The organism is Leyella stercorea, from assembly GCF_021531355.1.
Taxonomy (GTDB): domain Bacteria; phylum Bacteroidota; class Bacteroidia; order Bacteroidales; family Bacteroidaceae; genus Prevotella.
In genome coordinates, this window is record NZ_JADYTS010000023.1 from 1 (window position 1) to 22,028 (window position 22,028).

Sequence of the window (22,028 nt, forward strand, 5' to 3'; positions counted from 1 at the left end):
CAAAGCCCGAGCTTGTGAAAGTTCGGGCTTTGTGATATTTTAAAAGAGGGTGTGAATTTTGACACACCCCCTTTTTTTTGTTGAGAATTGAGAGTTGAAAGTTGAGAATTATGATATGCTTATGCATTTAAAGTCTTTAGCAATATGTTGTTGTCAAAGGTAATCATAACTCTCAACTCTCAATTCCCAATTATTCGCATAGATATTCTGCGAGTTTCTCCACAGCGCGTGCACGGTGCGAAATGCCATTCTTGATGTCCATACCGAGTTGTGCGAATGATTCCGTGTAGCCTTCGGGCACGAAGATGGGGTCGTAGCCGAAGCCTTCGGTGCCTTGCTTCTCGGTAGAGATAGTTCCGCGTACAATGCCTTCGAAGAGTGTGTAGTCGGCTATGTCGTTCTTGCGGGCAAGGCAGATGACGGTGCGGAACTGCGCACGGCGGTCGTCGCTGCCGTCGAGGCGGCTGAGCAGCTTCTGCATGTTAGCCTCCGAGTCGTGGTCGGTGCCTTCGGCATAGCGGGCCGAGTGTACGCCCGGTTCGCCACCGAGAGCCGGCACTTCGAGTCCTGTATCGTCGGCAAAGCAGTCGTAGCCGTAGTTCTCCACGATGTAGCGTGCCTTCTGTATGGCGTTGCCCTCAAGCGTGTTGGCTGTTTCGGGTATGTCGACGTGGCAGTTGATGTCGCTGAGCGACAACACTTCAAAACGAGAGCCGAGTATGGAGCGTATCTCGTCAAGCTTGTGTTTGTTGTTGGTGGCGAAAACCAAACAAAAAGCCCCACCCCCTTGCCCCTCCCCCGTAGGGAGGGGAGTAGTATGTATTGTTAACTATGTAAAGATGGTTTGTATAGCCTTACTAACATGGTTATTCGCAGGTTGTGTTGATAACTACCTTTTGATATTCAGACTATTACATTAGTTATCAACAGTTGGTGTTGATATGTGGATAAGTCGCAGTTGACTGTTGTTCGTAATTTTATGCTAACACAGGTTGTTTATATTTACAGGCTGAAAGCCAGTGCTTTATGCAGTTATCCACACACCTGTTGATAACTCCTGTGTTAGTAACTGCTGCCTGTAGTAGCACAGGAGGGTTTATACACAGATTGTGTTAATAACTAATTATTGAGTATCAGTGAGTTAACATAGTTATCCACAGGTTATCAACAATTGTGGATAACCACACAAAAAAAACGCCATACACTACAGGCGTGTATGGCGTTTATAAATAGGGTGGGAGAGTTGTCAACAGGTTTGTGTGTAAAAGTGTTGATAACCCTGTTGGTTATTACTTCTTTTTGTCGGCAGAAGCTATATCTGCGAGTCGTTTCATCCACTTGCCACCTTTCATACATGCTATGCCGATGATGACGAACGGAATGCTGAGGAGCTGTCCCATATTGAGCGGCAGAGCCTGCTCAAAGGCTTCCTGTACCTCTTTCGTGTACTCGATGAAGAATCGGGCGGTGAAGATGTAAGCGAGGCACAAACCGAAGAAATAGCCGGTTCCTACGCGTTCTGGATGTTTGCGGTAGATGCGCCATCCGATGAAGAAGAGTAGGGCATAGGTTATAGCTTCGTAGAGCTGTCCGGGGTGGCGTGGCATGGAGTCGACGCACTCGAAGATGAATGCCCAGGGCACGTCTGTGATGCGACCGATAATCTCTGAGTTCATCAGGTTGCCCAGACGTATGAAACAGGCTGTGACGGGCGTTGCAATGGCTATGTTGTCGAGCACCTGCCAAACGTTCATCTTGGTGCGTCTGACGTACATCCAGAGTGCCAGCATCAGTCCGAGTGTTCCGCCGTGCGATGCCAGTCCGCGGTAGCCTGTGAAGCGCCACGATCCGTCGTCGCCGATGTGGATGGGCAGGAATATCTCGATGAAGTGTTGCCAGCTGCTGAGGAATACATCGGGCTGATAGAACAGACAGTGACCCAGTCGTGCTCCGGCGAGTATGCCCACGAAGCAGTAGATAAAGAGCGGGTCGAACAGTCCCTCCTTCACTTTCTGTTCCTTATACAGGCGCTGCACTATCAGATAGGCCAATGCCAGTCCGACGAGCCAGCACATCGAATACCAATGAATGGCAAAGGGTCCGAATGTCAGTGCTGTGTCACTCGGATCCCACATGATGTATAAAAAATGTTCCATTTTTTATAGCTTACACATTAAATCTGAAGTGCATGATATCTCCATCCTGAACGACATACTCCTTACCCTCGATAGAGAGCTTTCCGGCTTCGCGTACGGCAGCTTCTGAGCCATACTGGATATAGTCGTCGTACTTGATTACTTCGGCGCGGATGAAGCCCTTTTCGAAGTCGGTGTGGATAACGCCGGCGCACTGCGGAGCCTTCCATCCCTTGTGGTAGGTCCATGCCTTAACCTCCATCTCACCGGCGGTGATGAATGTTTCGAGGTTGAGCAGGCTGTATGCCTTCTTGATGAGTCGGTTTACGCCGCTCTCCTCCAGTCCGAGTTCATCAAGGAACATCTGCTTGTCCTCGTATGTTTCGAGCGATGCTATGTCCTCCTCGGTCTTGGCAGCGATGACGAGCATTTCGGCGCCTTCGCTCTTGGCTATTTCGGCTATCTGTTCAGAGTATTTGTTGCCATTCTTGGCCGATGCCTCGTCGACGTTGCACACGTACAGTACGGGCTTGGCGGTGAGCAGGAAGAGGTCGTGAGCGTAGTGCTGCTCCTCCTTCGACTCGAACTCTACGGTGCGTGCGTTCTTGCCCTGTTCGAGCACCTGCTTGTAGGCTTCGAGTACGGCTACAGCCACCTTGGCGTCCTTGTTGTTGCCGATAGCTGCTATCTTCGACTGCTTCTGCAGCTGGCTCTCAACGGTTTCGAGGTCCTTGAGTTGCAGCTCGGTGTCGATGACTTCCTTGTCCTCTACGGGATTGACGCTGGCACCGCCCTCGCGTACGATGTTGTCGTCGTCGAAGCAGCGCAGTACGTGGATGATGGCGTCGGTCTCGCGGATGTTGCCGAGGAACTTGTTGCCCAGACCCTCGCCCTTGCTGGCGCCCTTGACGAGTCCGGCGATGTCTACTATTTCGCACGTTGCGGGCACGATGCGTCCCGGGTGCACTATCTCGGCGAGCTTTGTGAGTCGCTCGTCGGGTACTGTTATCACGCCTACGTTAGGCTCGATTGTACAGAAGGGGAAGTTGGCTGCCTGCGCCTTGGCGTTGGAGAGGCAGTTGAAAAGAGTGGACTTGCCTACGTTGGGGAGTCCTACTATACCACATTTTAATGCCATGTATTTATTGTTTTATTATTTGTTTCCACTGCAAAGTTACGCTTTTAAATCGAAATATGTGTATATAATGCGATATAAGCGTGTGTCTTGGGTGCTACTTTATCGTTGTGCGCTTTGCTGGCAGGTGTTCATCACGCGCAGCCAGTTGCCTCCCCAGATGAGTGCCATGTCGCTTTCGGAGTAGCGTCGGCGCAGCAATGCCTTGGTGAAATTGACCAGTTCGGAGGCGTCGGCGAGTCCCGGTATGCCTCCGTCGCCGTCGAAGTCGGTGCCCAGTCCTACGTGCTCAATGCCCATGAGGTCGATGGCGTGCTCCAGATGGCGTATGGCGTCGGTGACTGTCGACTTGCCGTCGGTGCGCAGGAATCCGTTGTAGAGTGTTATCTGGCACACGCCGCCTGCTGCCGCGAGGGCACGCATCTGGTCGTCGGTGATGTTGCGTGGCACGTCGCAGAGTGCGCGCGAGTTGCTGTGCGAGCATACTATCGGTGTGCGCGAGATGTGAAGGGCGTCGTAGAACGATTTCTCGCCGGCGTGGCTGAGGTCGACCATCAGTCCGAGACGGTTCATCTCGGCTATCACCTGCTCGCCAAACTGGCTCACGCCGCCGTGGGTGTTGAGCGTGTGGCGTGCCGAGTCGCATATCTGGTTGTCGCCGTTGTGGCACAGCGTGATGTATGTAATGCCGCGGTTGGCGAAGTGCTCCACGTTCTTTATGTCGTCTTCTATAGCCAGTCCGTTCTCTATGCCGGTGAGCAGCGAGCGCAGTCCACGTCGTTTGTTGCGCAGGATGTCGGCTTCAGAGCGGGCGTGGGCTATGTATCGGGAGTCGCTCAGTATGGTGTCTTCTATCTTGTCGAATATCAGGTCGGCATATTCGCGTGGCGTTTTGGCTCCGAGCGGGGCTATCTGGGCGAATGTCTCGCCCGGTTTGGGTTGTGGCAGATAAGCCACCATGGTGACGGCATCGGGTCCGCCCTCCTGCATCTTGTGGAGGTCGTAGAGTATGCGTGGGTCGCGCTGGTCGAAGTGTATGCCTTCGGGGAAGAACATCGGCGTGTCGCAGTGGGAGTCGAGCGTGATGTTACGGCTGTGGAAGAGTCGCATCTGGTGGTGGATTGCCGCCTCGCTGACGAGCCAGCTGAACAGCGGCAGACCGTCTTCGGCAAGCCATTCGGGATGCCACTGTACGCCGATTATGGGCTTCTGCTCGCTGCTTTCTATGGCTTCGATGGTGCCGTCGGGTGCCATGGCTGCTGTGCGCATGTGGTTGCCTGGATTGTCTACAGCCTGATGGTGGAAGGAGTTGACATAGATGGTCGCTTCACCGCCGAATATGTCGCTCAGCATGGTGCCCGGAGTGATGTTCACGCTGTGTGTCTGGGTGGACTGATGCGAGGTCTGCGAGTGCTTGATAAGGGTAGGGGTGGGCTTGATGTCCTGCTCCACGTGTCCGCCCAGTGCCATTGCGAGTGTCTGTATGCCGCGGCAGATGCCGAGCATGGGCAGCTGACGGTCGAAGGCGTAGCGTGTGAGGAGCAGTTCGGGCAGGTCGCGCTCGTTGTTGATATTGTGCAGTTGTGGCACAGGTTCTTCGCCTGCCCAGAGCGGATTGAAGTCGCCTCCGCCGCTCAGTACTATAGCGTCGAGGGTGTCGAGAGTGGTGAGCAGAACGTCGTTGTCAGCCACAGGCGGAATGAGTACGGGCGTGCCTCCGGCGCTGACTATCTGCTTGTAGTACACTTCGCGCAGCGTTGCGTCGATGCCTTCGTGGTTGGTTGTGATGCCTATGAGGGGTCGGTAGGCGTGTGATGGGGCAGAGGTGTATGTCTCGTTGAGATGTTGTTGCAGGTTGAACTTGTTCATTGTGTATGTATAAAAAAAGAAAAAGACAACAAAGACAGCCGTTGTTCAGTTGTCTTTGTTGTCTTCGTTATGTGTGTAATGTTTACTTTTCGTCGTCTTCGAGATGTACTGGTATCTCGCGCTTGATGCTCTGGTCGAGCGAGATAAGAGTCTCGGTAGACACAACTCCCGGAATCATCTGCATCTTGTTGTTGAGCAGATCCATGAGCTGTTCGTTGTCGCGGGCGTACACTTTGAGCAGCATTGTGTACGAACCGGTGGTGTAGTGGCACTCAACAATCTCGGGTATTTCCTTCAATTGCTTTACCACGTCCTTGTACATGCTGCCGCGTTCGAGGTTCAATCCTACGTATGTGCATGTGCTGTAGCCTATGCTCTTGGGGTTGACATCGAATCCGCTTCCGGTAATCACGCCACCGTTGATGAGGTGCTGTACACGCTGGTGAATGGCTGCGCGTGAAACACCGCACTCAGCTGCAACATCCTTGAACGGTATGCGAGCATTTTTAGACAGTATACTAAGTATTTTCTTGTCGAGATTGTCTATTTTGTCCATGGTGTTAATGGTTTTTCGTATAATTATCAATAATGTTATTTACAACTGTTACATTTTGTAAGCAAAATTAGACATTATATCTGAGATAAGCAACAATGTGCAAACCATTTTTTGCTTTTTTGTGCAAAATGTATAGCAAATTTATGTTTTTTGAACTACGAAAGCCATATTTGGACGTTTTTTTTACGATTGCATCTCGTGCAGACGGCGGTAGTAGCCGCCGAGAGCTATTAGCTCGTCGTGTGTGCCTCGTTCTACGATGCGTCCCTCGTGGAGCACGCATATCTCGTTGGCGTTCTTGATTGTAGACAATCGGTGGGCTATGGCAACGGTGGTGCGCGAGCTCATGAGTCGCTCAAGAGCGTCCTGAACGAGTCGTTCGCTCTCGGTGTCGAGTGCCGATGTAGCCTCGTCGAGAATGAGTATGGGCGGATTCTTGAGTATGGCGCGTGCTATGCTGACGCGCTGTCGCTGTCCGCCCGAGAGTCGTCCGCCCCGGTCGCCGATGTTGGTGTCGTATCCGTGCTCCGACTGCATTATGAAGTCGTGGGCGTTGGCTATGCGTGCCGCCTGCTCTACCTGCTCCATTGTGGCATTCTCTACGCCGAACGTGATGTTGCCAAGGAAGGAGTCGTTGAAGAGTATGGCCTCCTGATTGACGTTGCCGATGAGCTGGCGCAGGTCGTGTATGCCGAGCTGGCGCACGTCGATGCCGTCGATGAGCACTTCGCCTTCCTGAACGTCGTAGTAGCGCGGTATGAGGTCGACGAGGGTAGACTTGCCGCTGCCGCTCTGGCCTACAAGTGCTACGGTCTTGCCCTTCTCGATGACGAGATTGATGTCCTTCAACACCCACTGCTCGCCATACTTGAACGATACGTGGCGGAACTCAATCTGGTGCTCGAACGATTTGATGTGTACCGGATTGGCTGGCTCCTTGATGGCGTTGTCGGCCTTGAGAATCTTGTCGATACGCTCCACTGAGGCGAGTCCCTTGGGGATGTTGTAGCCAGCCTTGGAGAACTCCTTGAGCGGATTGATGATAGAGTAGAGCATCACGAGATAGTAGATGAACGTAGGGCCAGAGAGCATCTGCTTGTCGAGCACGAGCACGCCGCCCACCCACAGCACGATGATGATGAGCACGGTGCCGAGGAATTCGCTCATAGGATGTGCCATCTGCTGTCGTATATTCACGCGCTGCACAGCCGAGCGGTAGTTGGAATTGACGCGGTCGAAGCGTTCGTTCATCTTGTCTTCGGCGCAGAACGCCTTGATGATACGCAGTCCGCCGAGTGTCTCCTCAACCTGTGACATGGTGTCGCTCCACAGATTCTGTGCCTTGATGGAGTTCTGCTTGAGCTTGCGTCCTACGAATCCCATGAACCATCCGAAAATGGGCACGAAGAAGAGGGTGAATACCGTGAGCTGCCACGATATGAACAGCAGTGCCGAGAAGTAGGAGATGATGAGGATTGGATTCTTGAACAGCATGTCGAGTGACGACATGATAGAGCTTTCCACCTCGCCTACGTCGCCCGTCATACGTGCAATGATGTCGCCCTTGCGCTCGTCGGAGAAGAAGCCGAGAGGCAATGACGTGATCTTGCGGTAGAGCTGGTTGCGTATGTCGCGTACTATGCCGGTGCGCATAGGGATGATTGACGCCGACGAAAGGAAGTAGGCGCCCGTCTTGAGCATTGTGGTGAATGCCAGAAACAGTCCGATGAGCAGCAGCGTAGTGGTTGAGCCTACGATGTGTATGAGTTGCGTGACATAGTAGTCGGCGTTGTTGGCCATGACATCCTTCAGATTGTCGAGCGACCAGGGCATGAGGTGTGTTGCCGTTCCGGTGCCTTCGGTGCGGAAGAGTATCTGAAGTATAGGTATGAGTGCCGCAAACGAGAATATGTTGAGCAGTGCCGAGAGTATGTTGAACACTATCGTCAGCACTAAATACTTCTTGTATGGCGGCAGAAAGCGCCTGAGTACTTGTAGGAATTCTTTCATACTGGTTGTTTGGATGTTGTGCCTTGTGAGGGGCAGGATGTTGTGAATTAGTCGATAGGTTCGCCCAGGAGTGTAGCCGATGTAGAACCGGTAATCTTCACCATGACGCGGTCGCCAATGTGGTGGTTGTTCTTGTCGAACACCACTGCCTTGTTCTGCTCGGTGCGACCCATGAGCTGCTGGCGTGAACGCTTTGAGTAGCCCTCAACCAATACCTCGAATGTCTTGCCTATGTCCTTGCGGTATTGCTCTGCCGACACTTCGGTCTGCAGACGTATGAGCTCGTTGAGGCGCTCTATCTTGACCTCTTCCGACACGTTGTCGGGCAGGTGCTTGGCGGCGTATGTGCCGGGGCGCTCGCTATACTTGAACATGAATGCCGAGTCGAACATGCACTCGCGCACCAGCGACAGTGTCTCGGCGTGGTCCTCGGGAGTCTCGTCGTGATAGCCCACGAAGAGGTCGGTGGTCAGTCCGCAGTCAGGTATGATGCGGCGTATGGCTGCCACGCGCTCCAGGTACTGCTCGCGTGTATACTTGCGGTTCATCAGCTTGAGTATCTTTGTAGAGCCGCTTTGTGCCGGGAAGTGTATGTGCTTGCAGAGGTTGGGCTCGTCGGCTATGGCGTGCAGAATATCGTCGGTCATGTCCTCGGGATTGGATGTGGTGAAGCGCACGCGCATGTCGGGCACGCTCTGTGCCACCTTGCGCAGCAGTTCGGCGAATGAGCATCCGCCCTCGATGCGCTTGCCGGCAGGTGTAAGGCCGTAGCTGTTGACGTTCTGTCCGAGCAGCGTCACCTCCTTGAATCCGCGGTCGTGCAGGTCTTTTACCTCGCGCAGTATGCTCTCTACGTCGCGCGAACGCTCACGTCCGCGGGTGTAGGGCACGATGCAGTAGTGGCAGAAGTTGTTGCAGCCGCGCATGATGCTGACGAATCCGCTTACACGGCTTGCACCGATGCGCTGCGGTATTACGTCGCGGTAGGTTTCGGTGGTAGACAGCTCGATGTTGCAGGCGTTCTGTCCGTTCTCGCACTGCGCTATCATATCGGGCAGGTTGAGGTAGGAGTCAGGACCGCACACGAGGTTGGCGTGGTGGTTGTCGATAAGGTCCTGGCGCACGCGCTCGGCCATACATCCCAGCACGCCGAGTATGAGCTTGCGACCCTTCTTCTGTTCGGCGTGCAGGGTCTCAAGGCGTCCATATATCTTGTTCTCAGCATTCTCGCGTATGGAGCAGGTGTTGAGGAATATGGCGTCGGCTTGAGCCTCGTCGTCGCACAGTTCGTAGCCAGCCATCTGCATAATGGATGCTACTACTTCAGAGTCGGCCACGTTCATCTGGCAGCCGTATGTCTCGATAAATAGTTTCTTCATTTATATATTATATATTTAATTTTCGCAAGCGAAAGGAGTTATTGGAAGTTATCGGATGATAACTCACTTTGTTTGTGAATTTCTGTTTTAGCCTATTCCTTGGCGGCGCGCTTCATCTCGAGCTTGTAGAGGTCGCCACGGCGGTCGCGCAGGTTGCGTACGGCACCGTAGGTGTGCAGCTCGTTGAGCAGCGAGAGGTCGACATCCGACACGAGAATCATCTCGGTGTTGGGCGTTGCTTCTGCTCGCTTGCCGTCGTTGGGGAAGGCGAAGTCGCAAGGAGTGAACACTGCCGACTGCGCATACTGTATGTCCATGTTGTGAACGCGCGGCAGGTTGCCCACACTTCCGGCTATTGCCACGTAGCATTCGTTTTCTATTGCGCGTGCCTGGGCACATACACGAACGCGTGAGTAGGCGTTCTGCGTGTCGGTCATGAACGGAACGAAGAGTATTTTCATTCCGTCGTCGGCCATCAGACGCGAGAGTTCGGGGAATTCCACGTCGTAGCAGATTACGATTCCGATGCGTCCGCAGTCGGTGTCGAATGTCTGTATGTGCGATCCGCCCGAGAGTCCCCAGCATTTCTGCTCGTCGGGCGTCACGTGTATCTTCTCGTACATGTCGACCGTACCGTCGCGGCGGCACAGGAAGCCTACGTTGTAGAGCGAGTTGTCCTCCTTGAGGTAAGGCATTGAGCCGGTTATGATGTTGATGTTGTATGATATGGCGAGCTCGCGGAAGCGGTCGCGTATCTGCTCGGTATACTGTGCCATGGCGCGTATGGACTGAGCCTCGCCCATATCGTTAAACTTTGCCATGAGCGGCGCGTTGAAGTATTCGGGGAAGAGGATGAAATCGCTCTTGTAGTCGCTCACCGAATCGACGAAGAACTCTACCTGCTCGAAGAGGTCGTCGAGCGAGTTGTAGGGTCGCATCTGCCACTGTACCAGTCCGATACGAACCGTCGGGCGCTTGTCTACATACGAATCCGTAGGTGGCTGATAGTAGATGTTGTCCCATTGGAGCAGTGTGGCGCAATGCTTCGACTCCTCGTCGTTGGGCAGATAGTTGCGCATGACGCGGCGCACGTGAAAGTCGTTGCTCAACTGGAATGTAAGCACCGGGTCGTATATCTCGCGCGAGCGTACACGTTCGATATATTCCTTGGGTCGCATCTTGTCGGCATACTTGTGATAGTTGGGTATTCGTCCGCCGAACATGATTGCCTTGAGATTGAGTTTTTCGCAGAGTTCCTTGCGATACTCGTACATACGGCGTGCCAGACGCAGTCCGCGGTAGTCGGGGTGAATGAACACCTCAATGCCATATAGAATATTGCCCTTGGCATTGTGAGTGTTGAAGGTCTCGTTGCCAGTCACCTGCGCGTAGGTGTGGTCGCCCTTCACCATATTATAATCAACAATAATAGACAGCGCGCATCCCACTATCTTGTCGTCGACGATTATCACCACCTGTCCCTCGGGGAAGATAGTGATGAGTTTCTTGATTTGAGCTTTTGTCCAGAACACGTCTTCGTCGCCATAGATGCGCTTGAATGAGCGTGCGAGCTGATCGTAGTCCTCCATCTGAAGGTTGCGCAGTTCTACTTTGCTGATGTTGTGAGATTCCATGTGTTATGTTGTTTTGTTGTTATGTTGAGGTGTTGTGATTTGATGTTAAGGGTGTAGTGTTGTGGTGTTTGACAAATCACACCATCTCAACACTACAACTTATCAACCCTAAAAAGTTTTCGACAAAAACTTTTTAGCCACTTCCCATATTACCATGCCAGCCGTTACGCTGACATTGAGCGAGTGTTTGGTGCCGAACTGTGGTATTTCGAGACATCCGTCTGACATGTCCACCACCTCCTGATGCACGCCTTTTACCTCATTGCCAAGCACTACGGCGTAGCGTTTGTCGGTGTCGAGCTGCAGGTTCTGAAGCTTGGTCGACCCCTCTACCTGCTCGATGCTGTACACGAAGACACCGTCGTTGTGGAGCGACTCGATTGCCTCGGTAGCAGTGGGGAAGTAGCGCCACGCCACGGAGTCTTCGCCTCCGAGTGCCGTCTTGTGAATTTCGGGGTGGGGTGGGGTGGCAGTGATGCCGCAAAGGTATACCGCCTCGACGCGGAAGGCGTCGCCAGAGCGGAATACCGAACCCACGTTGTGCAGCGAACGCACGTCGTCGAGCACTACGATAAGGGGCAGTTTGGCTGCCTCGTGAAACTCGTCAACCGAGAGTCGTTGCATTTCTATTGTACGGAGTTTGCGCATATTCTTCTTTTTATGTGCAAAATTAGATAAAAATCCCGAATTACAAGACTATTATAGCGAAAGTCACGGTAAAAAACCCTTTACAAAAAAATAATGACTAACTTTGTGCAAAGTAGAATATAAAATAAGCAAATAAGAATATCAAAAGTGTATGAAGATATTTTTCTCACATAAAGAAGAGGTATGGAATTCGTGGTCGCATGCTGCGGGTATAATTCTCGGTGTGGTGGTAGGCACGGCGTTCCTGGTATGGTGTGGTTGGGCGCGTAACGGTTGGGCTACGGCTGGTATCATCCTATATCTGTTCGGAATGCTGTCGAGCTACATTGCTTCCACCGTCTATCACGCCCTGTCGGCATGGTCGCCGTGGAAGGAGAGGCTGCGCAAGTGGGATCATGCCGCCATCTACTGGCACATAGCCGGTTCGTATTCGCCAATCACGCTGGTGGCGTTGCGCGAATATGGCTACTGGGGATGGGCACTGTTCATCTTCATATGGTTGGCGGCAATTGCCGGAACCATAAAGAGTTTCATGGGACTGAAGGGGCACAGCTACGTAGAGACGGTATGCTACGTGGTGATGGGGCTGAGTGTGCTCGTGGCGTTCGGTCCGCTGATGCACTGTGTGGGTCCGTCGGCAATAGTATGGATTATAGCCGAGGGTGTGGCTTACATCACAGGTGCCGCATTCTACTGCCTGCGCAAGCAGCGGTATATGCACACCGTATTCCACTTCTTTGTGCTCGCCGGTTCGGTATGTCACATCATTGCGGTGTGGGATATTCTGATGCGGTGGCTGTAAGATAGTGGAGCGGAGGTTCTGAAAGAACAGCCACATTATTGTATCGCAACATAAGAAATGAACGCTCGTTTCAATTGATGTTTGGATTGGTATCAATTGGAACGAGCGTATTTATTAATTGAGGTAAGCAATTTTCTATTAATTCAAAAATGTATAATTCACAATGCGCCTTGGCGCACAATTCCTAATTCAAAACTCCTAATTCGTGCGGCTCGCCGCACAATCAATGTGCCTCCAGCCAATTCTCGCCCCAACCGGAGTCGGCAACGAGCGGAACCTGAAGCGGATAGGCGTTCTGCATTTCTTCGATTACAATCTTTTCTACGCGTTCCTTCTCCTCGGGCAGAACCGAGAAGTTGAGTTCGTCGTGTACCTGCAGAATCATTTTCGACTTGATGCCCTCGCGGCGGAAGCGCTCGTAGATGTGCACCATGGCAATCTTGATGATGTCGGCAGCCGATCCTTGTATCGGAGCATTGATGGCGTTGCGCTCGGCAAAGTTGCGAACGGTGGCGTTGTGCGACGTGATGTCGGGCAGATAGCGGCGACGATGGAAGAACGTTTCGGCGTAGCCGTGCTCGCGTGCCAGCTCCTTCGCCTTCTCCATATAGGCTTGCACCTCGGGGAATGTCTCGAAATATCCGTCGATGAGCTGCTTGGCTTCGTCGCGGCTTATCTCCAGACGCTCAGCCAGTCCGAACACGGTGATGCCGTAGATGATGCCGAAGTTGGCGCGCTTGGCTTTGGTTCGCTGGTCGCGACTCACGTCTTCTATCTTCTCCTTATATATACGTGCGGCTGTGGCGGCGTGGATGTCGTAGCCCTCGCGGAACGCCTCAATCATGTTCTTGTCGCCCGACAGATGCGCCATGACGCGCAACTCAATCTGTGAATAGTCGGCTGAGAAGAACAGACAGCCCGGTTCGGGAATGAAGCACTTACGTATCTCCTTGCCGTCCTCGCCACGAACGGGTATGTTCTGGAGGTTAGGGTCGGACGAAGAGAGGCGCCCCGTGGCTGTAACTGCCTGATTGAACGACGTATGGATGTGTCCCGTGCGTGGGTTGATAAGCTTGGGCAGGGCGTCGACATAGGTGCCGAGAAGCTTCTTCAAGCCTCGATGGGCGAGGATGTCGTCGACGATTGGAGCCTTCGAACGGAGCTGTTGCAGCACCTCTTCGGATGTGACGAACTGTCCGGTCTTGGTCTTCTTGGGCTTGTCTACAATCTTCATCTCGCCAAACAGCACCTCGCCCACCTGCTTGGGCGATGCTATGTTGAACTCATGTCCGGCGAGTTTGTATATGTTTTGCTCAATCTGCTTCATGCGGTCGGTGAGTGTGCGCGATGTCTCGGCGAGTGCCTTGGTGTCAAGCAGCACTCCGTTCATCTCCATTTCTGCCAACACTGGCACGAGCGGCATCTCGATGTTGTAGAACAAGTCGTCAACGCCAGCCTCCTTGAGGCGCGGCTTCAGCACGTTGTATAGGCGCAGAGTGACGTCGGCATCTTCTGCTGCATAGTCGCAGATATCGGCAGGCGAGAGGTCGCGCATGTTCTTCTGACCCTTGCCCTTGGGTCCGATGAGTTCGTCAATGTGTACGGTCTGGTAGCCGAGCAGCGTCTCGGCGAGAATATCCATGTTGTGTTTCTGCTCGGGTTGGAGCACGTAGTGGGCAATCATCGTGTCGAACATAGGAGCAGCGAGACGAACACCGTAATTCATCAGCATCTCCATGTCGTACTTGATGTTCTGTCCGATTTTGAGGATTTCGGTGCTTTCGTACAGCGGTTTGAATATGTTAACAATAGTTTGCGCCTTTTCACGTTCGGCAGGAATTGCCACATAAAATGCCTTTCCTTCCTCGACAGAGAAGCTCAAACCAACCAATTCTGCGTCAACAGGGTTGATTGAAGTGGTCTCCGTGTCTAGACTGAGAATTTGTTTTGTAACAAAAAAATCAAATAATTTACGCGCATCTTCCTCAGTTTCAATGAGTTGATAGTCGTGAGAGGTCGTTTTTAGGCTCTCAAAACTCGAAAATTCTGAACCAACTGCATCATTGGTCGGATTTTCGGCAAATAAATCGAGTTGTAAATTAACAACTTTTTGCGGTTGTTGTGGCTTCTTTACAAATTTGTCGAGAAGACTCTTAAATTCCAATTCGGTGAAGATTTCGGCGAGTCGGGCTGTGTCAGGCTCTTCAATCTTCAGCGAGTCGAGGTTGAGATCGATGGGAACGTCGGTGCGGATGGTTGCGAGGAACTTTGACATACGAATGTCGTCGACAGCCGACTCAACCTTTTCGCGCAGCTTGCCTTTGATTTTGGATGAGTTCTCAAGCATGTTGTCGATGCTGCCGAATTCGCCTATGAGTTTTGCAGCGGTCTTCGGACCCACGCCAGGACATCCGGGGAAGTTGTCGGCAGAATCGCCCATAAGTGCAAGCAGGTCGATCACCTGAGTAGGGGAGTTGAGTTCGTACTTCTCGCATACCTCCTTTGGTCCCATAGTTTCGTATCCGCCGCCGTGACGGGGTCGGAATATGAACACGTTGTCGCTGACAAGCTGGCCGTAGTCCTTGTCGGGTGTGAGCATATAGGTCTTGATGCCGGCAGCTCCAGCCTTAGTGGCGAGTGTGCCGATAACATCGTCGGCCTCGAAACCGTCTACCTGAAGCACCGGAATGTGCATCGCCTCAATGATAGTCTTTATGACAGGCACCGAAGCACGGATGTCTTCGGGAGTCTCCTCACGCTGTGCCTTGTACGCCGGAAACGCTTCGTCGCGGAAGGTCTTGCCATGATCGAACGCCACACCGATATGTGTGGGCTGCTCTTTGGTGAGAATCTCGTTGAGGGTATTGACAAATCCCATCACGGCTGAGGTGTTCATGCCCTTGGAATTGATGCGCGGATTTTTGATGAACGCATAATATGCACGGTAGATGAGCGCGTAAGCGTCGAGAAGAAATAGCTTGTCCATTTTTATGATGTTGTGATGTTGATGTGTTGAGTGCTGCGATGTTGAACTGGCAGCACTATCATCACCACCTCAACATCTCACCACCTCAACATATTTATTCTTATATGGTGTAAAATTACAAAAAAAATGTCACTAATAACGGCAAAATCTGTAACTTTGTACGAAATATTATAATACAATGGATTATCTGTCAATCATTAAGAACCCGATAGAGGCGGAACTCGCCGACTTTATAAGTCTTTTCAACCAGTCGCTCTCGCACGAGGACGGATTGCTCGGCTCTGCGCTGGAGCATATCCGCAAGCGTGCCGGCAAGCGTATGCGCCCTATGCTGATACTGCTTATGGCCAAGAACTTCGGCACTATCAACGACGCTACTCAGAACGCTGCTGTGGGATTGGAGCTGCTTCACACGGCTTCGCTCGTTCATGATGACGTGGTGGATGAGAGTGAGGAGCGTCGTGGTCAGGCTTCGGTCAACGCTACTTATGACAATAAGGTGGCTGTGCTCGTGGGCGACTATATCCTTTCGACTTCCCTTTTGTGTGTGGCACGCACTCATTCGGAGCAGATTGTGACTTATCTTGCCGAACTGGGACGTACGCTTTCCGACGGTGAGATACTGCAGTTGTCGAACATCGGACGCAAGGACATCTCGGAGGACGTTTATTATGACGTGATAAAGCAGAAGACCGCGGCTCTGTTTGAGGCGTGTGCCGGAATTGGAGCACTGTCGTCGGGAGCGTCGGAGAAGGATGTTGAGGCTGCAAAGCTGTTCGGTCAGAATCTCGGTATCATCTTCCAGATACGCGATGACATCTTCGACTATTACGACTCTACCGAGATTGGCAAGCCTACAGGCAACGATATGGTTGAGGGTAAACTGACGTTGCCCGTTATCTATGCCGTTAATAATGGTGGAAACGAGGACATGCGCCGCCTTGCATTGAAGGTGAAGGAGCACTCTGTGAGTGCCGATGAGATAGCGCAGCTTGTAGATTATACCAAGCAAATGGGTGGTATAGAATACGCTGAGCGCCGTATGTGGGAATTCCATGCGCAGGCTCAGCAGTTTATTGATGATAGAGTGGGGCAGCCTGACGTAAAGGTTGCGCTCCAGACCTATCTGGATTATGTGATAAAGAGAACGAAGTAGGAAGCGAGGAGCGTGAGCTTGCTAAGAGCTAAGCCTTGCTGGGGCTTCTTAAGCCTCTCTAAGCCTTTTTAATCACGGCTTAGGGAGGCCTAGAAAGGCCCAGTGAGGCTTAGTTCTTTCAATACCCTCTATAATCTTTTCTTGCCTTTGTCATTTGTTCTCTCATTCCTCCGCTTTCCACAAACTTTATTTCCAGCTTCTCTATAAGTTTGTTCAGCATCCAGTCGGTTTGATGAATTAGAGTTATGGCGATATTTGCTATAGTTTCATCTGAACGTTCTGTTATTGCTTTTCTATAGTAGGCGCTGTCATTATGGGTGGCACAAGCACGTTTGGCTTGTGCAAGTCGCGGGTCGTCAGGTTGCCATTGTTCCAATCCTCTTACTCGTATATAATCTTCATAGTCTACTAACAGTTCCTGCAAACTGGCTTTTGCTACGTTTGTAAGTTTTATTTCTGTTTCTTTAGAGGTGTTGCCTGCAGCCGCTCCCTCTGCTATGTTCTGTTTCCCTGAACGTGCTGCTTGTACCATTTGGTCGATTGTACGGTCACCTTTTTCAAGATATTTATGAGCAAAATAGTATGTGACATCGTAAATGCATTCTGCTTTCTGGTAAACCAAAAGATTCTTGTACGAGCCTCCATGGGGAAGAAAGGGTTTTGGTGTAGGCATAAGTTTGATTTTTATGGTTAGTGAATTGGGATTAATAGAGGTGGGTAGGGCTGTTGTCTGGGCTTTGCTGAGGCTGTAGTCTGGGCCTTATTGAGGCTGTTATTAGGCCTTACTGGGTCTCAATAAGCCTTTCTAAGCCTTGGCATAAAAAGGCATAGAAAGGCCCAGTAAGGCTCAGGTAACTGCTCAGCAAGCCCTAATCCTTTAGAAGAACTTGATCTGCTCGCCCTTAATCTCGCTCAACAGCATGTTGGCGAGGCGTGATGTGCCCAGGCGGAACCACTTGTTGGTGAGCCATTTTTCGCCCAATACTTCCTTGACTATTGTGTAGTAGATGATGGCATCCATAACGCTGTTGATGCCGCCAGCAGGCTTGAAACCTATTTGGATGCCCGTTTCGTCGTAGTATTCCTTAATCGCCTGACACATAACGTAGGCTGCCTCGGGTGTGGCAGCAGGCTGAAGCTTGCCCGTCGACGTCTTGATGTAGTCGGCGCCAGAGTACATAGCCAGCAGAGCAGCCTTCTTGATGTTGGTGGCAGTCTTTAGAGCACCTGTCTCGAGTATAACCTTCATGGGTACCGTTTCGCCACATGCAGCCTTCAGTTCGGCTATGTCGTCGCACATTCCTTCGTAGTCGCCCGAAAGGAATTTGCCTACCGGCATAACGATATCAATCTCGGTGGCGCCGTCGGCAACAGCCAGCGATGTCTCGGCAATCTTCACCTCGATGCGAGCTTGCGAAGAAGGGAACGATCCACTGACGCAAGCTATCTCTACACCGTCCACCTCCAGCGATTCAGCCACGGTGTTGGCGAAGCACGGATAGACGCAGACGGTAGCCACGTGGGGCATGTCGGGATACTGATTGTCGAAGTCGTTGACGCGCTCGGTGAACGCCAGTACGCTCGTGTCAGAATCGGTTGTCTTGAGCGTAGTAAGCTCGATGCTTCCGAAGAGGAATTTCTTAACGTCGATAGTGTCGTTAGCCGACACCTTCTCGGCAATGATATTGCGCACGGCATCGCGCACGGCGTTGTCGTCGATAGCGGTGTTGTATTTGGTAAGAGCAAGTTCGTACTTGCTCGTCTTCTCTTGTCCCATAGTCTCCTCGTCGTGGAGTATTACATCTTTAATTATTCCCATAGTCTTATGCTTTTGTTTTTATTGTTATCTATAGTCGTTTATCTGAGTTTGGGGTTGTTCTTATGGCGCAATTTGTCGCGGTTGGTCTTCTTCTCGATACTCTTCTGCAGCGCCTCCGTAAGGTCTACGCCCGTCTGATTGGCAAGGCAGATGAGCACCCACAGAATGTCGGCCATCTCCTCAGAAGGGTCGTGCGATTCGCCCTCCTTGAAGCTCTGGTCGCCATAGCGTCGCGCCATGATGCGCGCCAGTTCGCCCACCTCCTCGGTAAGGCAAGCCATATTGGTGAGTTCGGAGAAGTAGCGCACGCCATACTCCTTTATCCAACGGTCTACCGTCTCTTGTGCTTCCTTGATAGTCATATTGCTTGATTTTAGATGTCAACAGGCAGTCCCAGCACCATCAGATAGATGTCGTAGACAAGCCATATAGCGAGTATCGCAACCAGGCAGATGCGGAATATCACTCCTATCTTCTTGCTTCGCGACACGCTGTGGAACGGTCGGGGAAACTCCAGATACGTCATGATGCTGAAACCTATAAACAGCAATGCGCAACCCGTAAATGCATACAACGGCTTGTTGGCTCCCCACGAATCGCGGGTGAACATCAGCACCAGTCCTACAGCTTCGAGCAGTAGGGCAGTATTTGAAAGATACTTCTTCATAAGCTAAATTATTAAGTGGTTCTTAATGTCAGTTGTTTACGGTTATTATATCTCATTATTTACCGTTTATTCCTTGTTCTTGGTGTCCATGCAGATGGTTACGGGTCCGTCGTTCAAGAGTTCCACCTTCATATCGGCACCGAATTCGCCCGTTCCGACCTCACGGCCGAGCGCATCCGACAGTTTGCGACAGAACTCCTCGTAGAGCGGCACCGAAATCTCGTGACGTGCGGCGCGAAACCACGACGGGCGGTTGCCCTTCTTGTACGAAGCGTAGAGCGTAAACTGGCTCACCACGAGAGCCTCGCCGCCCACATCGATAATCGAACGGTTCATTACTCCGTTCTCGTCGTCAAACACTCTCAGAGCTGCCACTTTCTTTACGAGCCAGTCGACATCTTCAGTCGTGTCCGACTCTTCAATGCCGAGCAGCAAGAGGAATCCGTTGCCTATTTTCGACTTTATCTCGCCGTCTATCGTTACCGATGCGTGCTGCACACGCTGTATTACTGTTCTCATTTATGTATGTAATTGATACGTTAATTATTATGCTGTTTACAAAGTTAATCATATTAAATGTAAAATGAGTGTAAAATTATTCCATTTTCTTTGTTATATCATTTTTAATTAATAATTTTGCAAACAGAATGGAGGTCTGCCTAATGGTACGACGGCAGACTGGTTTTTAAGCAATGTTTAAAAGACTTTTAGTTTTTAGTATAATTTGATATAAGGATTGACTTGTACAAGCTCGTGAGAGTCGAAGGCAAGAATTTTTTGAAGATTTAAGATCTTCTCTGTGTGTGCGCTGGAACCGTGAGGTTTGGGCGCATTTTTTTTGTTTATACTTAGGAGGCTATGGCGTCCGCGCCATAGCCTGAGCAGTTAGCCGTCTTGATTCTAAAGAAGTTATTTGTCAAGTTGCTTGCTCAGGCTATGGCGCGGACGCCATAGCCTCCTACTGTTTGATTATACTCTAAATATCGTATGACAATTAGTCCCTTTCAAAAGGAGTCCTTTTGCCTTCCAAAAGGAGTCCTTTTGCATCCTAAAAGGAGTCCTTTTGCACTTCAAAACGAATCCTTTTGCAACCCAAAAGGAGTCCTTTTGCGATACACCCCGATTTTCTTCGCGATACGCCTCGATTTTCTTGCTCCAAATGCCTCAATATCCCTGGGCTGCAAAAGTCTTCTTTATGCCAATTGTGACCATTACTTCTTGCCCAGGCTTTCCATCAGTTTCGTTGCTTTGCTTGCCCCGATCACACCCGAAAGCATCTCGAACGAAGCCTCACGTATTCGTTTCACGCTCTTGAACATGCTGAGCAGCTTCTCGCGTGTAGCCGGACCGATGCCCGGAATGTCGTCGAGAGCGCTGTGCAGGGCGTGTTTTGAGCGCTTGTCGCGGTGGAACTGTATGGCGTAGCGGTGTACTTCGTCCTGGATGCGTGTGAGCACGTGGAAGAGTTCGGAGTCCGTCTTCAGAGCTATCGTTTTGGGCGGATTGCCATAGAGCAGTTCGTTGGTGCGGTGGCGGTCGTCCTTGGCAAGTCCGGCTATGGGAATCCGGAGTCCGAGTTCGCCCTCTACAACCTGTCGCACCACGCTCATCTGACCCTGTCCGCCGTCGGTTATGATGAGGTCGGGCAGGGTAGTGCCTTCCTCCATCATGCGTGTGTAGCGCCGACGCACCACTTCCTGCATAGAGGCGTAGTCGTCGGGACCCTCAACGGTCTTGATGTTGTATTTGCGATAGTCCTTTTTCGAGGGTTTCATACCCTTGAACACTATGCAACCAGCCACGGCGTCGGTGCCCGAAATGTTGGAGTTGTCGAAACATTCTATCTGATACGGCAGCTTGGCGAGCTGTAGTTTCTGCTGCAATTCCTTCATAAGACGTGTCTGTTTCTGTTCGGGATTGAGCTTTTCGGCCTGCTTCAGTCGGTCGAACTTATACTGCCGACAGTTCATTTCGCCGAGTTCGAGCAGGTGTTTCTTGTCGCCTCGTTGCGGAACGAAGAACTGCGCCTCGTTCAGTTGCCACTCCATGTCGAACGGAACGATTATCTCCTTGGCCTTGCTCTGGAAACGTTCGCGTATTTCGGGGATAGCCGTCAGTAGCAGTTCGCGGTCGGTTTCGTCCAGTTTTCGCTTGTATTCGAACGTGAAACTCTGGTTTACGCTGCCGTTCTTGACGTGGATGTAATTGATGAAGGCGGTGCGGTTGTGCTCGTCGTCGACAATCGTGAACACGTCGACGTCGGTTATCGTGTGACTGACGACCTCGCTTTTGGCGCAGAAACTCTCAATAAGCATGTATTTCTGCTTCAATTCCTCGGCTTCCTCAAACTTCAGTTCAGCCGCCTTTTGCTGCATTTCCTCGAAAACGTGCTGCGACAATTCGCGCGTGTTTCCTTTCAATATCTCGCGTGCTTGAGCTATCGATGCCTGATAATCCTCTAACGATTGCTTGCCGCAACATGGCGCTTTGCAATTATGAATGTGGTATTCCAGACACGGTTTGTATTTGCTTTGTTCTATACCTTCCTTCGTTATCGGCATTCGGCAAGTGCGAGGCTTGTAGAGTTTGTGTATTAGTTCGAGAACGGCGAACATACTGCCAGTATGCGAGTATGGTCCGAAGAATGTTCCGAAGCGTTTGTTTATCTGTCGTGTCTTGAATACGCGCGGAAGGTATTCGTTCGTGATGCAGATGCTGGGGTAGGTCTTGCCGTCCTTGAGCAAAACATTGTAGCGAGGGTTGTATTTCTTTATAAGACTGTTTTCGAGCAATAGCGCATCCTCTTCTGTGTTGACTACAGTGTAGCTTATGTCCTCTATCTTTGAGACGAGAACCTTAGTCTTGAAGCGGTCTACTTCCTTGTGGAAATAAGAAGACACACGTTGCTTCAGACGCTTAGCCTTACCTACATATATAATTGTATGGTCTGCGTCGTAGAACTGATAGCTGCCAGGTTTCTCTGGCATGTTCAGCACTATGTTCTTCAGTCGCTCTATGCGCTTCTCGTTTTCTTCTCTTGTCATCTTGCTCGTTGTATTTGTTTTGCCTGTAATGTCTGTAACTGCTTTGAAACTAAGATATTTGTCCTGTTTTGTTTCACGTGGAACTGCAACCCTGTTTTCTTCTGTTGAGACCTGTACCTTATAGCAGTAGAGGAGACCTCTTGCTTTCGATACATCTGCCTGTAGCATCATTTGCATCGAAGACGAGA

The 22,028-nt window shown here is 51.3% G+C and carries 18 protein-coding genes; 2 read left to right on the plus strand and 16 right to left on the minus strand.

The window, feature by feature from the left end; all coding sequences use genetic code 11:
* Window positions 1-190 precede the first annotated feature (190 nt).
* The 9 genes from I6E38_RS06780 to I6E38_RS06820 form a co-directional block, all read right to left on the minus strand.
* Window positions 191-769 (minus strand): non-canonical purine NTP diphosphatase, encoded by a 579-nt coding sequence (locus I6E38_RS06780; RefSeq protein WP_235393241.1) that lies wholly within the window; start codon window positions 767-769, stop codon window positions 191-193.
* A gap of 520 nt (window positions 770-1,289) precedes the next feature.
* Window positions 1,290-2,156, minus strand: a complete 867-nt coding sequence (lgt, locus tag I6E38_RS06785) for a prolipoprotein diacylglyceryl transferase (protein ID WP_235393242.1) — start codon at window positions 2,154-2,156, stop codon at window positions 1,290-1,292.
* A gap of 10 nt (window positions 2,157-2,166) precedes the next feature.
* The gene (gene ychF / locus I6E38_RS06790) at window positions 2,167-3,273 is read right to left on the minus strand and encodes a redox-regulated ATPase YchF (RefSeq protein ID WP_235393243.1); all 1,107 of its coding nucleotides are present in this window, start codon (window positions 3,271-3,273) and stop codon (window positions 2,167-2,169) included.
* A gap of 99 nt (window positions 3,274-3,372) precedes the next feature.
* Window positions 3,373-5,139: a membrane dipeptidase gene (locus tag I6E38_RS06795; RefSeq protein WP_235393244.1), complete on the minus strand. Its 1,767-nt coding sequence runs from the start codon at window positions 5,137-5,139 to the stop codon at window positions 3,373-3,375.
* Between the two features lie 82 nt (window positions 5,140-5,221).
* Window positions 5,222-5,695, minus strand: a complete 474-nt coding sequence (locus I6E38_RS06800; protein ID WP_235393245.1) for an Lrp/AsnC family transcriptional regulator — start codon at window positions 5,693-5,695, stop codon at window positions 5,222-5,224.
* Window positions 5,696-5,878: 183 nt separating this feature from the next.
* Window positions 5,879-7,705, minus strand: coding sequence for an ABC transporter ATP-binding protein (locus I6E38_RS06805; protein WP_235393246.1), 1,827 nt, complete (start codon window positions 7,703-7,705; stop codon window positions 5,879-5,881).
* Window positions 7,706-7,752: 47 nt separating this feature from the next.
* The gene (gene miaB / locus I6E38_RS06810) at window positions 7,753-9,084 is read right to left on the minus strand and encodes a tRNA (N6-isopentenyl adenosine(37)-C2)-methylthiotransferase MiaB (RefSeq protein ID WP_235393247.1); all 1,332 of its coding nucleotides are present in this window, start codon (window positions 9,082-9,084) and stop codon (window positions 7,753-7,755) included.
* Between the two features lie 92 nt (window positions 9,085-9,176).
* Complete coding sequence (locus I6E38_RS06815) at window positions 9,177-10,718, minus strand: carbon-nitrogen hydrolase family protein (RefSeq protein WP_235393248.1); 1,542 nt, start codon at window positions 10,716-10,718, stop codon at window positions 9,177-9,179.
* 108 nt (window positions 10,719-10,826) lie between these two features.
* Window positions 10,827-11,366 (minus strand): RNA methyltransferase, encoded by a 540-nt coding sequence (locus I6E38_RS06820; RefSeq protein ID WP_235393249.1) that lies wholly within the window; start codon window positions 11,364-11,366, stop codon window positions 10,827-10,829.
* Window positions 11,367-11,517: 151 nt separating this feature from the next.
* On the opposite strand from I6E38_RS06820, the gene trhA reads away from it, so the two are divergent.
* Window positions 11,518-12,168, plus strand: coding sequence for a PAQR family membrane homeostasis protein TrhA (trhA, locus tag I6E38_RS06825; protein ID WP_235393250.1), 651 nt, complete (start codon window positions 11,518-11,520; stop codon window positions 12,166-12,168).
* A gap of 223 nt (window positions 12,169-12,391) precedes the next feature.
* On the opposite strand, the gene polA is transcribed toward trhA, so the two are convergent.
* A complete protein-coding gene (gene polA / locus I6E38_RS06830; RefSeq protein ID WP_235393251.1) occupies window positions 12,392-15,154 on the minus strand; it encodes a DNA polymerase I in 2,763 nt (920 codons plus the stop codon).
* Window positions 15,155-15,332: 178 nt separating this feature from the next.
* Here polA and I6E38_RS06835 point away from each other — a divergent pair, with 178 nt between their 5' ends.
* Entirely contained in the window at window positions 15,333-16,310 is a 978-nt protein-coding gene (locus I6E38_RS06835) for a polyprenyl synthetase family protein (RefSeq protein WP_235393252.1), read from the plus strand.
* A 118-nt stretch (window positions 16,311-16,428) separates the two neighbouring features.
* Here I6E38_RS06835 and I6E38_RS06840 read toward each other — a convergent pair whose 3' ends face one another.
* From I6E38_RS06840 to uvrC, 6 genes are all read right to left on the minus strand, one after another.
* On the minus strand, window positions 16,429-16,983 hold the full coding sequence (locus tag I6E38_RS06840; RefSeq protein ID WP_235393253.1) for a four helix bundle suffix domain-containing protein: 555 nt from the start codon (window positions 16,981-16,983) through the stop codon (window positions 16,429-16,431).
* A gap of 204 nt (window positions 16,984-17,187) precedes the next feature.
* Window positions 17,188-18,129, minus strand: coding sequence for a deoxyribose-phosphate aldolase (deoC, locus tag I6E38_RS06845; RefSeq protein ID WP_235393254.1), 942 nt, complete (start codon window positions 18,127-18,129; stop codon window positions 17,188-17,190).
* A 38-nt stretch (window positions 18,130-18,167) separates the two neighbouring features.
* Window positions 18,168-18,491 carry a nucleotide pyrophosphohydrolase gene (locus tag I6E38_RS06850; RefSeq protein WP_235393255.1) on the minus strand — a complete coding sequence of 108 codons (324 nt, stop codon included), beginning with the start codon at window positions 18,489-18,491 and terminating at the stop codon, window positions 18,168-18,170.
* A gap of 11 nt (window positions 18,492-18,502) precedes the next feature.
* The gene (locus tag I6E38_RS06855) at window positions 18,503-18,796 is read right to left on the minus strand and encodes a hypothetical protein (protein WP_235393256.1); all 294 of its coding nucleotides are present in this window, start codon (window positions 18,794-18,796) and stop codon (window positions 18,503-18,505) included.
* A 66-nt stretch (window positions 18,797-18,862) separates the two neighbouring features.
* A complete protein-coding gene (dtd, locus tag I6E38_RS06860) occupies window positions 18,863-19,315 on the minus strand; it encodes a D-aminoacyl-tRNA deacylase (protein WP_235393257.1) in 453 nt (150 codons plus the stop codon).
* Window positions 19,316-20,007: 692 nt separating this feature from the next.
* Window positions 20,008-21,840 (minus strand): excinuclease ABC subunit UvrC, encoded by a 1,833-nt coding sequence (uvrC, locus tag I6E38_RS06865; RefSeq protein ID WP_235393258.1) that lies wholly within the window; start codon window positions 21,838-21,840, stop codon window positions 20,008-20,010.
* Between the last annotated feature and the right edge of the window lie 188 nt (window positions 21,841-22,028).